Below are 15,721 nucleotides of genomic sequence, written 5' to 3'. Positions count from 1 at the left end.
CGTTTACCGGTGCGTCAAAGAGTCTGACACAGGCTGCGGTGATGAACACCGTATGCCCTTCGTGACCAACTTGAAAGCGGAACGTCCCGACGGCGAGCGCCGACGGAGACCCTCGAGCGACCCTGTGAACGGATTGGTCCCCAACACCTGTTTTAGAAGAGATTCCTTCGAAGAGAAAATCTTCTTATTAATAGGTCCTGTGGAATCTGTGCACACACACCATGCGGCGCTGGTCGTCAGGCGTGGTGTCGTGGGGATGAACTCTGAACCAATCGGTGGCCAACTCGGGACCGCCTGTGGACGAAATTCGGCGGTGCACAGGCCCTCACAGTTCATCCCCAGAAGTCCTCCACTATCCACATGGTTATCCACAGGTGTGAATCAATGGAGTGAAGTACGAAAAAAACTCCTCGGTACCGACTCGAGGGTTGTTTCCGGAGGTCGAAACATGACCTGGAACACACCACATCCCTCGAGTCACGACGTGAAACGGCGCGAGCCCCGTACCTCCGGGTGACTCGCGCCGTGATCGTTCCTCGAGGGATGTCCGAGCGGTGTCGCTAGCGCTTCGAGCGCTGCTTGATCCGAGCGGTGAGCTCCTGGACCTGGTCGTATACCTTGCGACGCTCGGTCATTTCCTTGCGGATCTTCTTGTCGGCGTACATGACGGTCGTGTGGTCGCGGCCGAAGGTCTGGCCGATCTTGGGCAGCGACAGATCCGTCAGCTCCCGGCAGAGATACATGGCGATCTGCCTGGCCATGGCCAGGGCGCGGGCCTTGCCGGGGCCACACAGGTCGTCGATGGTGGTGTTGAAGTACTCGGCCGTGACCGCCATGATCGTTGCCGCGTTGATCTCGAGGCTCGTCGAATCCGGCATCAGATCCCGGAGTACGACCTCGGCCAGCGTCAGATCCAGTGCTTGTCCGTTCAGCGAGGCGAAGGCTGTGACGCGAATCAGCGCACCTTCGAGCTCACGGATGTTGCGTTCGATTCGACTGGCGATCAGCTCGAGGACGTCGTGGGGAACGTCCAGGCGATCCATTCTCGCTTTTTTGCTGAGGATCGCGATCCGAGTTTCGAGCTCGGGCGGCTGGACGTCGGTGATCAGACCCCATTCGAATCGCGTACGCAGGCGCTCCTCGAGGGTGGCCAACTGTTTGGGTGGCCGATCGGAGGACACGACGATCTGCTTGTTCGCATTGTGGAGGGTGTTGAAGGTGTGGAAGAACTCTTCCTGGATACCTTCCTTGCCCTCGATGAACTGGATGTCGTCGACCAGCAGCACGTCGGTTTCGCGGTAGCGACGCTTGAAGGCGACTTTGCGGTCGTCACGAAGCGAGTTGATGAAGTCGTTCGTGAATTCCTCGGTGGAGACGTACTTCACGCGCATGCCGGGGAAGAGTCGCTGCGCGTAGTGCCCGGCGGCATGCAACAGGTGAGTCTTGCCCAGACCCGACGCGCCCCACACGAACAAAGGGTTGTAGGCGCGGGCCGGAGCTTCGGCGATCGCGACGGCGGCCGCGTGAGCGAACCGGTTGGAAGCACCGATGACGAAGGTGTCGAAGGTGTACTTCGCGTTGAGACTTCCCGCACCCGGGGTGGTGGTGGTCGTCTCCGGCGGCTTGGTGAAGTAGGTCGGCCACGAGTTCTGCACACTCGCGAGCGCTTCTCGCTCGTCGTCGACTTCCTCGTAGTCCGCGGTCTCCGAGTCCGACGGCTCGTCGTCGGAGCTGGTGAGGAAGCGGCGCCGATACGTCGGAGAGCTCGGAGTCTCGGGATAGCCGGTCCGTTCGGGCTCGGGCTTCTCGTCCTCGGGAGCGGAGATTCTGACGCCGAGGCCTTCGACTCCCTGGCCGAGATGACGGCCGAGTGCGTGCAGAATCGGCTCACGTAGGTCGCGTTCGATCGCTTCCTGCGCGAAGGACGACGGCACCGCGAGCAGCGCGAACCCCTGGGTCAGAGTGAGCGGCTCGACCAGAGCGAGCCATGCCTTCTGACCCTTGGTCAACGGTTGACCACTGTGCCTGTCGGACGTCAACTCCGTGACAACCTCTGGCCAGACGCGCGCCAGCGCACCCGGATCGTCGCTCACGGCGCCTCCTACTAGACCAAACCGAACTGTGCAGATTTCAGCGAAACGAAGATCGCCGAAGCGGTCATGCGGCGCTTCGATGTCGACTAGCGTCACCGACGGCGAACGGATGCCGGCGAGTTCGAAGACGGACATTGCGCGCGCCCGGTACGAATATGCCACCTGCGGGCTGTTTCCACACAATTATCCACAGGTGTGGATGAACGACACCGGTGTTACCCCCGAACGTCGAAATCCGTCGGAAAACGGCCACTCATGGTCTCTGAGCTGCAATGTTGCGTTCGACGAAATTCTCGAGCTACGGAAGAATCCTGTCGACGGCGTCGCCGGCACGCGTCCGAGCGGTTATTCACATACCTCTGTCCCCACCCTTGTGGATGAATTACACCGATGTAGTCTTCTGGGAGACGAATTGCTCGGGTCGTTCCTGCAGGCTCCACTCCGGTGCTTGCGTCGTTCCTCCGGGCTCCCCACCCGGTTGGGTGAGTTTGACCCGTCCGCGCTCCATCAGTACTCTCGAACAGTCACCCGAAGCGAGGTGACCGATGCTTGCTGGGTGTTTACAGTTCGGTGGTCGGCCTTCTCGCTGTGGGATGTAATTCGAGTTCGACCGAACTCGGTACTACCGCCAGTAGGCGCCTGGAGTGGGCGCCGAAAATTTTCGAGGAGTGTTGACCGTGGCCAAGGGCAAGCGGACGTTCCAGCCGAACAACCGACGCCGCGCGCGCGTTCACGGCTTCCGTCTTCGTATGCGTACGCGTGCAGGTCGTGCAATCGTTTCTGCGCGTCGCGGCAAGGGCCGCAAGGAACTCACCGCCTAAATCATTGTTCGTCTGAGTTACGGAGCTCGGGGTGTTACCTGAGCCGAACAGACTGCACCGCAGCGCGGATTTCTCGCGTGCCGTGCGTCGAGGCCGTCGAATGGGAAGACAAGACGTGGTTGTTCACGCGTTCGCGCGAGACGACGCACGTTCGGTCTTCTCTGTCGGCTCCCCCAGATTCGGACTGATCGTGAGCAAGGCAGTCGGGCCGGCGGTAACTCGTCATCGAGTTGCGCGCCGGCTTCGGCATATCTGCGCTCAGCTCGTGGTGGATGTGCCGCCGAGCACCGACGTGGTGATCAGAGCTCTACCAGGAGCTTCGGTGCTGACGTCGAAAGAACTGCATCGTCAGGTCCGGTCCGGACTGAAGAAGATGGGCTACCTGGATGCATCCGGCCCCACTGCGTCGAAAGATGCATCGTAAATGAGCTTCCTCCCTCTCGTTCGTTCGCTCCCGGTGCGAACACTTGTCTTCTCGATCGAGCTGTACCGCAATTACGTGTCTCCGCTTCGGCTGCCGACCTGCAGGTTCACCCCCACCTGCAGTGAGTACGCCGTCGACGCGTTGAAGACCCACGGTGCAATCAAAGGCTTGATCCTCGCTTGCGCACGCTTGCTCAAATGCGCCCCCTGGCACTCTGGAGGTTGGGATCCGGTGCCCGAGCGCGGTTCGTGGCGACACCGAACCAGCAGCGACGCAACACAGACTTCGACCGAAGACATCCACTCGTTCGTAGGAGTGGACGAACAGAGGAGTACATAGGCCCGTGCTCGATTTCATCTACTATCCGGTCTCCTGGATTCTCTGGGTATGGCACAAGGTGTTCGGCGCCGTTCTCGGCGACGACAACGGCTTCGCCTGGGCGCTGTCCGTGGTGTTCCTGGTGTTCACGCTTCGCTTGATTCTGTACAAACCCTTCGTCAAGCAGGTGCGTACGACTCGGCAGATGCAGGAGTTGCAGCCGCAGATCAAGGCCCTGCAGAAGAAGTACGGCAAAGACAAGCAGCGCATGGCCGTCGAAATGCAGAAGCTGCAGAAGGAGCACGGCTTCAACCCGATCATGGGTTGTCTCCCGGTCCTTGCGCAGGCGCCCGTCTTCATCGGCCTGTTCCATGTGCTTCGGTCGTTCAACCGAACCGGCACCGGATTCGGTCAGCTCGGTCTGAGCGCACAAGAGACTCGATCGCTTCCGAACTACGCGTTCAACGTCGACGACGTCAACTCGTTCCTGGACGCCCGCTTGTTCGGCGCTCCGATCTCGGCCTTCATCACGATGCCGCAGGATCAGCTCGACGCCTACGCCAACCCAGACCTCGGTCTCGGGATCCCGGCTGTGTGGACGATCGTCGCAGTGTCGGTGCCGCTGATGATCATTGCGGCTGTCGCGACACACCTGAACTCGCGTGCGTCGGTCGCGCGTCAGAGTGAGGCTGCAGCGGCCAACCCGCAGTCCGCGATCATGAACAAGCTCGCGCTGTACGTCTTCCCCCTCGGCGTCCTGGCGTTCGGTGCGTTCCTGCCCATCGCCATCCTGCTCTACTGGGTGAGTAACAACGCGTGGACCTACGGTCAGCAGCACCTCGTGTTCGGCAAGATCGACAAAGAGGAAGCAGCGAAGAAGCAGGTTGCCCTCGAGAAGCGATCGGAGAACGCGCCGAAGCCCGGAGTGAAGCCCGTCAGCAAGCCCAAGCCCGGTGCACGTCCGAAGCTTTCGAAATTGGCTCCCGACGATGTTCAGGCAAGCGGACAGGTCGAGGACGGCGGCGCGGATTCGACCGGCAGTTCCTCCGGCGCCGCGAAGCCCAAGCCGCGACCACAGGCCAACCGAAGCAAGTCCAAGCGCAAGCGTCGCTGACGCGGGGATACCGAGGATCAAGAGATGTCTGCAGATACCGATCAAGAAACGAACACGGACAACGCGGTGAGCGCTGGGGATGGAGCGAGTGAGGTCGTGGTGGTCGACACCGAGCAGTCGGACAAAGAACCTGTAGTTGCCGAACCCGAGAATGTCGATGCCGCACAGGTCGACGACGAGGACATCGACGACGAGGATTCGGAAGACTACCTCGTCGAAGAAGGCGAGATCGCCGGCGACTACCTCGAGCAGTTGCTCGACGTTCTCGACTTCGACGGCGACATCGATCTGGACGTCGAGGGCGATCGCGCGGTTGTGAGCATCGACGGTGGCTCCGATCTGTCGAAGCTCGTCGGACGCAAGGGCGAGGTCCTCGACGCGTTGCAGGAACTGACTCGTCTTGCGGTTCAGCAGTCGACGGGCGAGCGCAGCAAGCTGATGCTCGATGTCGCCGGTTGGCGCGCCAACCGACGCAGTGAACTGAGCACCTTGGGTGTGGAAGCGGCACGTCGTGTTCTGGAAAGTGGAGAACGCGAGGAGCTCACGCCGATGACTCCCTTCGAGCGGAAGATCGTGCACGACGCCGTCGCGAAGATCGACGGCGTGGACAGCGAGAGTACGGGCGTCGAGCCGTCCCGACGAGTGGTCGTCGTGAAGGCGTAGTCACCGACGTAGATCCCGTCGAGTCGAGTCTCTCGACGAAGATGTCAGCTCGAACCGAAAGCCCCCGGCAATCAGCCGGGGGCTTTCGTGTGTCAGGACTAGGTCGAATTGCATCGATGTTATTCGTGGACCGGTTCGCATTTACAAGTGTTTTCCGGTGCAGTCCAGTGTGGCCGTGAAACGTCACTGTGACAGTTTCCTACGCACGCCGTGTCGGACAGCTCGATCATCGACATAGCGTCGGCGCCGATGCGCGGAGTTGGTGTGTTTCACGTGAAACTGGGAGCCGCCTCGGTCGGTTCGACGCATCGGATCGGTTATCGATGGACTGACCGCGTCGGAATCTCAGCGAGGTTGGATCCAGACTTCGGTGATTGGCGGCGGTTTGGTGCCGGGTATAGCGGAGCCGGATCACGGCGAGCCTAGCGAGGGCGTCGACTCTTCGGTGACCATTCGGCGCCGCGTCGATATCGAGAGTCGGAACGGGTCGTCGTTCGGACGGCCTGTTTCACGTGAAACCCGATGGGCGTGCCGACGGGATTCGGGTTTGGGGTCGGAGACGTACGCGGCCGTAGGTGTCGGTGGGTCGTGGTCCGTCGTCGGATCGTCTCCCACTCCCCCGGCTGTAGGCGGTGTTGGCTGTGAGATCCGAGACCGCCGGAGTCACGTCGTCACCGTGTTTCACGTGAAACACGGGTGACTGGTGGAGGTACGAATAATTTATGGTTCGAAATCATCATTGTTCGAGAGGATCAGTCGAGCGTCGCCCGATCGTCTCTGTCCACTCAGGGTCCGGTTCGCAGGATCCGACCGATGGAGCCGTACTGGGTCACGTCTGACAGCCGACTGCTGATGTTGCATGGATGGTCGCATCGGCTCGGTAGCGCATTGTTCCGAATGCGAGAAGGAGACTCGACAGCGAACCACGGATTCCCCGGAGTTGGAACGAACGGTCGGCCACACAACCCCATACGCGATGATCGGAGAATCGACGGTGGGAGTCCGATTGCGAGACATCGGGGCCGGCGGGTCTGCGAGGAGTGCGCCCGGTCGTGAAGTGATCCGGCGGCCTTATGTATCGAACGAATGTCGAAGAAGAGAGTTTGGTGTCTACGTGGCGGGATTTGTTTGTAAGGGTCCGCCCGATGACAAGAGGCCGGTTCCGGTCGGAACCAGGCACCGGCTGGAACCGGCCGCGGACTCTCGGGGGGCGGTGCGGTGCTGATGCACGATCGAGTCTGGAGCGGTCGGTCCGGCCGTGACGCGTTGGTTCCGCGAAGAAGGCCGGATTCGCAGTCGAGGGTTATCGCACAAAGGGGTGTGCGCGATGGACGTGGTCGAGTGGGTAGAGACTAAACACCGAGTTGGGAATGCCCAAGCCCGATTGCGCCTGTTTCACGTGAAACCAGGATGCGGCTTTGCGACCCGATGGGCGGGTCAGTGGGCAGCCATGTAAGTCGTGTCGTGACGGACCCCAAGTCGGTAGCTCACTGTAGACCGGCGGTATCGAGTCTGGTCGGTCGCGATCTGTAGATGACCACACCGGAGCCGACCCTGTTGCCTTGTTCCACGTGAAACGTCATAACGGGCGTGGCTACGATCCCACGGGTGCCGGATCGTCGCGGATGCGCAACGAGTTTCAAGACAGGCGAACTCCCCCGTCAATGTTCGTACACGACCGCTGCCAACTTCCTTGAGCTCATCGACAGCCTCCGGAAACCGTCGCAGTGAGCCCGCCGGGGCGCCTGAGCGATATGAAGTTGAAGTGCGTCCGTCCACTGCGAGCGAACCGGTCACTGAACGGTGACGAGTGGGTCCGAACCAAGCTGGGTCGAAGGCGTCCAGGAATGATTGCCGAACTGTCAAGCACTGTGTGTCCGTCCAGCGGGGCGGTGGTCGAATCTCCAGAGTTCGGCTCCGAGGCAGCCATGCCGCTGCAGGCGTCTCCTGTCGGCGGCCGACATCCACGGGGTCACATCCGGTCGGGTGGAACTGTTTCACGTGAAACTCCACCGATCGTACGAATTTGGGTGATTTCCGAGCCAATACGCCTCGAGGGTTTGGTGAAGCGACCCCCTACACGGGAGGATGGAGGACGTGCAACCAGAGCCGCTTGATGACGACAAAGTATTGGCCATCGCCGAGCGCGTGTTCGGTCCGCGGCTCGATCTGGCACAGCAGTATCACGAGTCGTTGGCGACGCTCGGTGTCGAGCGAGGGCTGATCGGTCCGCGCGAAGTTCCTCGGTTGTGGGAGCGGCACATCTTGAATTGCGCCGTAGTCGGTGAACTGATCGACGAGGGCGAGCGTGTGGTGGACATTGGAAGCGGAGCGGGGTTGCCCGGTATCCCTCTCGCGATTGCGCGTCCCGATCTCCACGTGACACTCGTCGAGCCGCTTCTTCGACGCACCGTCTATCTCGCTGAATTCATTGAGGGCGCCGGGCTGGATGTGTTGGTGGTCCGGGGCCGCGCCGAGCAGCCGGGCGTGAAGAAGGAAGCAGGTGGGGCCGACGTCGTCACCTCTCGCGCCGTTGCCCCGCTCGAGAAGCTCGCCAAATGGTCTCTCCCGCTGATCCATGAACGCGGGCGGATGCTCGCCCTCAAGGGAAGTAGCGCCGAAGAGGAAATCGAGCGCGATCGCTCTTCCCTTGGTCGCATGGGTGCTGGCAAGCTGGAGGTCGTCAAGTGTGGCGTGGACATTGTTCCGACGCCGACGATCGTGGTTCGTGCCGAACGAGTCCCCCGTCGCTTTCCGCGTTCATGACACTGCACTTGGCTTCGAGTCAGGTCCCTCAATCCACGTAGTTCAATCCGTTCCGCATTAAGGAGCACATATGTCGGGTGGATCCGATCCCACTGTTTCACGTGAAACAGAAGGCAACGTTTCACGTGAAACAGAATCATCTGCGCCCAGTTCACGAAGTTCTCGGAATGGCGCAGGATCGAAAGCGACGGACGGATCTGGTTTCGGCGCGTACAGCAGTATCTCTCCCGACGACACTCCTATCGGTGCGGCGGCGCACAGAGCGAGTCAGGTACTGCACCCGGGCAGCGTCACGCTCCCCAAGCCCGACAAGCGACGGATGTTGACGATCGCCAACCAGAAGGGTGGCGTCGGTAAGACGACGACGGCCGTCAACCTGGCTGCTGCGCTCGCGATTCAAGGGCTGACTGTTCTGGTTGTCGATCTCGACCCTCAGGGCAACGCCAGCACCGCTCTGGGCGTCGAGCATCATTCCGGGGTGCCCTCGAGCTACGAGGTTCTGATCGGTGAGGTCAGCGCCCGCGAAGCCATCCAACAGAGCCCCCACAGCGAGCGCCTGTACTGCATTCCGGCGACGATCGACCTCGCCGGTGCGGAGATCGAACTGGTCTCCATGGTGGCCCGTGAGGGACGCCTGAAGACGGCACTGGCGGACCTCGACTCCATCGACGCGGACTTCGTCCTGATCGACTGCCCGCCTTCGCTCGGACTGCTGACCGTCAACGCGTTGGTCGCGGCGACGGAAGTACTGATCCCGATCCAGTGCGAGTATTACGCCCTCGAGGGTGTGGGTCAGTTGCTCCGCAACATCGAGTTGGTTCAGGCACATCTCAACCCCGCTCTGCACGTGTCCACCGTGATCCTGACGATGTACGACGGTCGTACGAAGCTCGCGGATCAGGTCGCCGAAGAGGTTCGGAAACACTTCGGAGATGCAGTCCTCCGCGCGGTGATTCCGCGCAGTGTGAAGGTCTCCGAGGCGCCTGGCTATGGAATGACCGTCTTGGATTACGACCCCGGCTCCCGCGGCGCGATGAGCTATTTGGACGCGGGTAGAGAACTGGCAGCGCGGTCCGCCGGCGCAGCAACCGACGGAACGCAGGAGCACTAGCAACCATGAGTCAGACACGTAAAGGCGGTTTGGGCCGCGGACTGGCCGCACTGATTCCCACCGGACCCGACGCAGGACCAAGGCTCGGCAACGCAGCCGCGGACGTCGTCATCGGTAAGGACAACTCGGCCACACGGGCCAAGCCGAAGCCGGCTGCTGCGGGATCGGCCGAAGAGGTGGCGTCGGCGCCCACCCCGACACCGCCGGTACGGAGTTCCGACGAGGACCTCTCCCCCGCGGGCGCGGTGTACCGCGAGATTCCTCCGGGGCTGATTCAGCCGAACCCGAAGCAGCCGCGCAGCGTCTTCGACGACGAGGCGCTCGCCGAGCTGGTTCACTCGATCCGTGAATTCGGGTTGATGCAACCGATCGTCGTACGCACGCTCGAAGGCGGCAAGTACGAGCTCGTGATGGGCGAGCGTCGGTGGCGCGCGAGCCAGGAAGCGGGACTGGATTCCATCCCGGCGATCGTTCGAGAGACCGCGGATGACGCGATGTTGCGCGACGCCCTGCTCGAGAACATTCACCGAGTTCAACTCAATCCACTCGAGGAGGCCGCGGCGTATCAGCAACTCCTCGAGGAATTCGACGTCACTCACGAGGAACTGGCGGCCAAGATCGGCCGATCTCGGCCGGTTGTCACCAACATGATTCGTCTTCTCAAGCTGCCGATCGCGGTGCAACGACGCGTCGCAGCGGGTGTTCTGTCCGCCGGCCATGCGCGTGCGTTGCTGTCGCTCGACGCTGGGTCCGACGCTCAGGAGGCTCTCGCGGCACGGATCGTTGCGGAAGGCATGTCCGTCCGAGCAACGGAGGAAGCGGTCACTCTCGCAAATCGGGAGGACAGTTCGGGTCCCAATCCGGCTCCGCGGCGGAAGCCGATTCAGATGCCGGGGCTCCAGGATGTCGCGGATCGTCTGTCCGATTCGTTCGACACCCGAGTCACGGTGAGCCTCGGCAAGAAAAAAGGCAAGATTGTGGTCGAGTTCGGCTCGGTCGATGATCTTCAGCGCATCGTCGAGATGATGGAAAATCAGAAGAAGAAGTAGCCGCGAAAATTCAGGTACAGACACACACGGTCATTACGTCACGGTGACGTAAGTGCTGGAAGATCGGACGAAGATGTATGTCGAGAACGTGAAAAGTACTGCAGTGCAGAACTTTACAGCGAACACGTCGATTCGAGGTGTGACCGGACGAGTTCAATCGGCTCAGCGCCCGCTACATGAGGCGCGACGGGCAGATCGATCACATATTCTTGACGTGCGCGCCCGATGTTCTGTGCGGGACGCCGAAAGTTCTAGGGCTTGGAAGCTGAGGTAAGCAGTGTCGCCGCTCGTCACGGGAGTCACGTTGGACTCCTTCGATCGACTACCGACCCATACACGGCGATGCCGCTTCTGGGTACTCGATCCAGCTACCGACAAAGCAGATGGCGGTGCCGTAGATCTCGAGCTCGAGAACGAAGCATGGTTGTCGATGATCATGCTCGAGTGGGGATCCTGCGGACAACTGCTCACACTCGACGGTGCGACAGCGGGCTGTGCCCTGTATGCCCCTCCGAGTGCTGTCCCCCGAGCCGCGCAATTCCCGACGTCGCCGGTGAGTGCCGACGCCGTACTGTTGACGACCCTCCGAACCGAATCCGATGTCGACAGCGAAGGAAACTCAGCAGCGCTGATTCAAGCTGTCGTCGCAGATCTGGTCAACCGCGGCGTACGGGCACTCGAGGCATTCGGCCTACGACGCACCGACGACGACGAGGTGCAGGGGCCGAGAGCATCGGCGTCGTTGGTGTGCACGGAGGCCACGTGCATGATCGACGCGGACTTCCTCGAAAAAGCAGGGTTCGAAGTTGTTGCGCCTCATCACCGTTACCCTCGCCTTCGCCTCGAGCTCGACCGTGACCACGGTTGGAAGGAAGACGTCGAATCGGCGCTCGAGCAGCTCCTCATCGCAGCGAGCCTGACGATGATGGAAATCGAGCACAAAACGCCCGTCGGAGTCCGCTGACACACCCGCCGACATTCGCCTGTCGGCGGGTTTCTCAGCGCCTGTCGGCGGGTGTGTCAGCGCCTGTCGGCTGCGGCCAGTTCTTCGGCCAGGAGTTCCGCGAACGTGAAGGTGCCCGTCGGCTGATCGTCCTGACCGAGAAGGTAGAGACGCTTGACTGCGATCAGGATTGCTTCGGCGATGATGTCGCGTGAGCGAGGATCGCCGAGGACGGCTACGTCTGCCGAGTTGGTGAGGTAGCCGAGGTCCACCTGAACGGTGGGCATGTTGGTGAGCCGCAACAGATCCCACGTTCGGCCGTGGCTACGGCAATCGAGAAGCGGTGTGCGGGCGACGATTTCGCGCTGGATGTAGCCGGTGAGGACCTGGCCGATGAGCGAGGTGGAGCCGTGCGAGTTACCGAAGTGGAAGCTCGCGACACCATTGGCGGCGGTGCTGGAACTCGACGCACATCGGAGCGAGATCATCAGGTCGGCGTTGAAGGCGTTGGAAGTCTCGGCACGTTCGGCCACACTGGGATTGGTGCCGCGCGCCCTCGAGAGGAACGTCTCCATACCGGTTGCCGCCATGCGGCCCTCGAGTCGGCTTGCCACGTCCCACAGAATTTCGGCTTCGGAGATTCGGCCGTACAAGCCGTCGACGATCAGACCGGTATCCGCTCCGCCGAGATCGGGGTCGATGACGATGCGCTTGCCGGTCAGCTGTGGCCCGGACTGCCGTACCAATTCTTCTTCACTGATGGCATGCGGGGATCCACCCGTGACCCGAGCACCCAGCAACTCGAGGGAACGCAGTGTGGCGGGCCCGCAGATGCCGTCGGGAGAAAGTCCGATTTCACGCTGGAACGATGAGAGACCCTCGTGTGTCTTGGGGCCGAAGTAGCCGTCGACACGTTCGCTGTAGAAGCCCAGATCTTGCAGACGAGTCTGGAGGGTGGCGACGTCGTCGCCGTACAGCGGCGCGGACAACTGGTAGATCAAAGTGCGAGCGCCGAGCCGGTAGGACGCTTCCTTGAGAGACCGGTACGTCGCGGGCCCGACGATGCCGTCGACCAGTAGACCGCGGTGTTGCTGGAATGCACGGACGGCGCCATCGAGGGACGAATCGAAGTCCGAGGTGGGTGCACTCCAGTGCAGCGCGTCATCGGTGGTGGGCGACGCGGTGTCCAGCAGGAATCCGAGAGAAACCAGCGTGCTCCGTACCTCTGCGACGGCGGGACCGCTGTCGCCGTGACCGAGTCGGTGCATACCCCAAGACCTCCTGCTGAAGAACGCTGATCGTCGGCCGCGTCGCGTTCCGGAGGAACCGTGACCACCGGTGGCTACGACGCCGACGAACAACAGTCGATGTGCCGACACTGCGTCGGCACATCAGACGATTGTCGCAGAAAGTAGCCGACGGACCGCAATCCACGCCCGAGTGGACCCGGACGAGCGACCTTGCGCAGTCGGGCGTGGATGAGGTACGACCGTGTACCTGCTACAGAACGGCGTCGAGGTCCTTGAGCAGTGCTGCCTTGCCCTTGGCGCCGACGATCTGCTTCACGGGCTTGCCACCCTGGAAGAGGATGAGCGTCGGGATGGACATGACCTTGAAATCGCGTGCGGCCTGGGGGTTGGCGTCGATGTCCAGCTTCGCGATGGTGAGCTTGTCGGAGTGCTCGGCGGCGATCTCCTCGAGGACCGGGGCGACCATCTTGCACGGTCCGCACCATGTCGCCCAGAAGTCGACGAGGACCGGCTTTTCGCTGGTCAGCACGTCGTCGACGAACGACGCATCGGTGATGGTCACGGTCTTCTTGTCATCGGACATATTCGGTGTGCTCCTGAGGGTTGGGACGAAAGATGAAGCAGGGTCGATCAGGCGGAAACAGCGTCGACCGGCTGGTCAGCGTGTTCGAGCGTATTGCTGGTGATGTCACCCTGCTCCGCGAGCCAACGCTCGGCATCGATCGAGGCGGTGCATCCGGTACCGGCTGCGGTGATGGCCTGCTGGTACACGTGGTCGACGAGATCTCCGGCGGCGAAAACGCCGGGCAGCGACGTTGCCGACGACGGCGAGGCGACCTTGACGTAGCCCTCGTCGTCCAGGTCCACCTGGCCTTTGACGAGTTCGCTGCGGGGATCGTGGCCGATCGCGACGAACAAACCTGTGACGTCGAGGGTGCTGGTCTCGCCAGTGCGGGCGTCTTCGATGATCAGGCCGGTGACGGACGTGTCACCGAGGACTTCGTTGACCTTGGTGTCGGTGAGGAAGCGGATCTTGTCGTTCTTCTTCGCACGTTCGAGCATGATGCGTGACGCACGGAATTCGCTGCGGCGATGGACGATCGTGACACTGCGCGCGAACCGAGTGAGGAATGTCGCCTCCTCCATCGCGGAGTCCCCGCCGCCGATGACGGCGATGTCCTGGTCGCGGAAGAAGAAGCCGTCGCAGGTGGCGCAGGCGCTGACGCCGCGGCCGAGCAATTTCTCTTCCCCGGGAATGCCCAGGTAGCGGGCTGCTGCGCCCATCGCGAGGATGACGGCACGTGCCTGGTAGGTCTCACCGTTCGCGGACACGGTCTTGATGTCGCCGGTCAGGTCGAGTTCTTCGACGTCCTCGGTGCGGATGTCGGCTCCGAAGCGCTTGGCCTGCTCGCGCATCTGCTCCATGAGGTCCGGTCCCATGATTCCTTCCCGGAAACCGGGAAAGTTCTCCACCTCGGTGGTGGTCATCAATGCGCCACCGAACTGAGTGCCCTCGAACAGCAGTGGCTCGAGCTCGGCCCGGGCTGCGTAGACACCAGCGGTGTAGCCGGCCGGTCCCGAGCCGACGATGATGAGGTCGTGAACCTTGGGCGTAGTCATGCGGACCTTCCGATAGATGTTCGGGTAGCAATCGCGTGAAGCAGGTGAACTTCAGACGTGTGTGACAACACCAGGGTAAGGGGTGTTGTTCCCGCTCGTATCGGGCCAGTCACTCGATGTCGCGTCGAACCAACGTGGCCGGATTGTTCGCCCCGCAGTCCGGTCCGACCGCCAACAGCACCATGCCGTCGGCAGCCGAGGCGGTCGCGATCACCAGCATCACTCCCGGCTTGCCGTCGAGTTCCACGGGCGCAGATCCGAGCACCGTGCTGTTCGAGCGAAAGCCGTTGGCGATCAGGCATTCGCGAAGGTTGCCCGCGTCGGTGACCTCGTTTCGCCCCCGCGTCGCCATGACGTCGAAGGCGAGGGAGCTGTCCAGATCGTCCGAGCTCAGCACCAACGTGGGTGCATCCGCTCGAAGATCATCCGCGTACCCGCCGTCGGTGACGCCCGATTTGTCCGACGTCGCCACCACCACCGCTGCCGCGACCACCGTCACCAACACGACCGACGCTGCGATCCCGGCCGCCAGGACGGTGCGTGACATACGACGACGCGACGCGAGTGGAACCGGCGCCCGGTTCTGGGTCGAGGAGTCCGTCGGAGCCTGAACCGGGGGTGCGGCGGACAGTGCGCGATCGATACGTTCCGCGACCTCGGGAGGCATCGGCTCGCCCGAGGCCAGCTCACGGCCTGCGGTAGCCAACCGCCCGGTGACGGCGTCGAGTGCGTCGAGAATCCGGGCCGCATCGGGGTCCTGTCGGACGCGTGGCCACAGTTGCGCACTCACTGCATCCGGAAGAACGCCTGCATGGAGATCGGCCAGGAGATCCGGCGAGTACGGAGGCTCCAGGAGACCGGCGTCGGATGAAGTCATGCCGATCTCCTTCCACGCATGATTCGGTCCTACACACTGTAAGACGCACCGACCTGGTTATCGGTTCCCCTCCTCGCGGAGAAAGTCGAGAAGCCCCGCGAGCTTCAATCTGCCGCGCGCACATCGGCTCTTGACGGTGCCCGTCGGAACACCGAGGATCCGGGCCGCGTCGGACACCGAGTATCCCTCCATGTCCACCGCCACGACCGCCGCACGTTGCTCCGGGGCCAACTCCATCAGTGCGTTGTGCACCTCGATCGACGTTTCGACCGCGGACATCTGATCGCGGACGTCCGGCAGTTCCGCGGAGTCACCCTCGGGCAGCGGAACCGTCGGCCTCGAGCGATTGCGTCGGATGCGATCGAGGCAGGCGTTGACGACGATCTTGTGGAGCCAACTACGTACGGCCGCATCCGCTCGGAACGACGCTGCGGTCCGATGCGCGGACAGCAGAGCTTCCTGCAAGGCGTCGGCGGCGTCCTCGGTGGTGTAGCTGGTTCGCCGCGCCGTCATCCACAGATGCTCGTGGTGTCGATGCACGAGCGTCGTGAACGCCCGCTCGTCGCCTGCAACGTGCGCAGCCAACAACTCCACGTCGGAACGCCCACTCAGAACATCCCCGACGCCGCTTAGATCTGCACTCCCCATACGAAAACGGCTCCCCCCGTGTTA

Annotated in this window: 15 protein-coding genes; 9 read left to right on the top strand and 6 right to left on the bottom strand. The window is 62.2% G+C overall.

Annotated features, from left to right (window positions below; translation table 11 throughout):
* Nucleotides 1–560: 560 nt before the first annotated feature.
* A complete protein-coding gene (gene dnaA, locus CH289_RS09115; protein ID WP_026347785.1) occupies nucleotides 561–2,093 on the bottom strand; it encodes a chromosomal replication initiator protein DnaA in 1,533 nt (510 codons plus the stop codon).
* Nucleotides 2,094–2,770: 677 nt separating this feature from the next.
* On the opposite strand from dnaA, the gene rpmH reads away from it, so the two are divergent.
* The 9 genes from rpmH (at nucleotide 2,771) to CH289_RS09070 (ending at nucleotide 11,323) form a co-directional block, all read left to right on the top strand.
* Nucleotides 2,771–2,914: a 50S ribosomal protein L34 gene (gene rpmH / locus CH289_RS09110; RefSeq protein ID WP_026347786.1), complete on the top strand. Its 144-nt coding sequence runs from the start codon at nucleotides 2,771–2,773 to the stop codon at nucleotides 2,912–2,914.
* Between the two features lie 31 nt (nucleotides 2,915–2,945).
* On the top strand, nucleotides 2,946–3,338 hold the full coding sequence (rnpA, locus tag CH289_RS09105) for a ribonuclease P protein component (RefSeq protein ID WP_026347787.1): 393 nt from the start codon (nucleotides 2,946–2,948) through the stop codon (nucleotides 3,336–3,338).
* Nucleotides 3,339–3,677 (top strand): membrane protein insertion efficiency factor YidD, encoded by a 339-nt coding sequence (gene yidD, locus CH289_RS09100; RefSeq protein ID WP_019665060.1) that lies wholly within the window; start codon nucleotides 3,339–3,341, stop codon nucleotides 3,675–3,677.
* Nucleotides 3,678–3,681: 4 nt separating this feature from the next.
* Nucleotides 3,682–4,770 (top strand): membrane protein insertase YidC, encoded by a 1,089-nt coding sequence (gene yidC, locus CH289_RS09095; RefSeq protein WP_094727801.1) that lies wholly within the window; start codon nucleotides 3,682–3,684, stop codon nucleotides 4,768–4,770.
* Nucleotides 4,771–4,794: 24 nt separating this feature from the next.
* Nucleotides 4,795–5,433, top strand: a complete 639-nt coding sequence (locus tag CH289_RS09090) for a Jag family protein (RefSeq protein ID WP_033189448.1) — start codon at nucleotides 4,795–4,797, stop codon at nucleotides 5,431–5,433.
* A 2,088-nt stretch (nucleotides 5,434–7,521) separates the two neighbouring features.
* Nucleotides 7,522–8,199 carry a 16S rRNA (guanine(527)-N(7))-methyltransferase RsmG gene (gene rsmG / locus CH289_RS09085; protein WP_019665065.1) on the top strand — a complete coding sequence of 226 codons (678 nt, stop codon included), beginning with the start codon at nucleotides 7,522–7,524 and terminating at the stop codon, nucleotides 8,197–8,199.
* 70 nt (nucleotides 8,200–8,269) lie between these two features.
* Nucleotides 8,270–9,310, top strand: coding sequence for a ParA family protein (locus CH289_RS09080; RefSeq protein WP_027498896.1), 1,041 nt, complete (start codon nucleotides 8,270–8,272; stop codon nucleotides 9,308–9,310).
* Between the two features lie 5 nt (nucleotides 9,311–9,315).
* Entirely contained in the window at nucleotides 9,316–10,359 is a 1,044-nt protein-coding gene (locus CH289_RS09075; protein ID WP_019665067.1) for a ParB/RepB/Spo0J family partition protein, read from the top strand.
* A gap of 277 nt (nucleotides 10,360–10,636) precedes the next feature.
* Nucleotides 10,637–11,323, top strand: a complete 687-nt coding sequence (locus CH289_RS09070; RefSeq protein WP_094727800.1) for a hypothetical protein — start codon at nucleotides 10,637–10,639, stop codon at nucleotides 11,321–11,323.
* A gap of 56 nt (nucleotides 11,324–11,379) precedes the next feature.
* Here CH289_RS09070 and CH289_RS09065 read toward each other — a convergent pair whose 3' ends face one another.
* The 5 genes from CH289_RS09065 to sigM form a co-directional block, all read right to left on the bottom strand.
* Nucleotides 11,380–12,570, bottom strand: coding sequence for an N-acetylmuramoyl-L-alanine amidase (locus tag CH289_RS09065; protein WP_019665069.1), 1,191 nt, complete (start codon nucleotides 12,568–12,570; stop codon nucleotides 11,380–11,382).
* Nucleotides 12,571–12,802: 232 nt separating this feature from the next.
* Nucleotides 12,803–13,135 carry a thioredoxin gene (gene trxA / locus CH289_RS09060; protein ID WP_019665070.1) on the bottom strand — a complete coding sequence of 111 codons (333 nt, stop codon included), beginning with the start codon at nucleotides 13,133–13,135 and terminating at the stop codon, nucleotides 12,803–12,805.
* Between the two features lie 47 nt (nucleotides 13,136–13,182).
* Nucleotides 13,183–14,172, bottom strand: coding sequence for a thioredoxin-disulfide reductase (gene trxB / locus CH289_RS09055; RefSeq protein WP_019665071.1), 990 nt, complete (start codon nucleotides 14,170–14,172; stop codon nucleotides 13,183–13,185).
* Nucleotides 14,173–14,281: 109 nt separating this feature from the next.
* Entirely contained in the window at nucleotides 14,282–15,049 is a 768-nt protein-coding gene (locus tag CH289_RS09050; protein ID WP_020112247.1) for a hypothetical protein, read from the bottom strand.
* Nucleotides 15,050–15,106: 57 nt separating this feature from the next.
* The gene (gene sigM, locus CH289_RS09045; RefSeq protein ID WP_051104895.1) at nucleotides 15,107–15,697 is read right to left on the bottom strand and encodes an RNA polymerase sigma factor SigM; all 591 of its coding nucleotides are present in this window, start codon (nucleotides 15,695–15,697) and stop codon (nucleotides 15,107–15,109) included.
* Nucleotides 15,698–15,721: the final 24 nt, after the last annotated feature.

The organism is Rhodococcus sp. RS1C4 (genome assembly GCF_002258225.1).
Lineage (GTDB): Bacteria > Actinomycetota > Actinomycetes > Mycobacteriales > Mycobacteriaceae > Rhodococcoides > Rhodococcoides fascians_E.
This window is presented reverse-complemented; position numbering and strand designations above follow the sequence as displayed.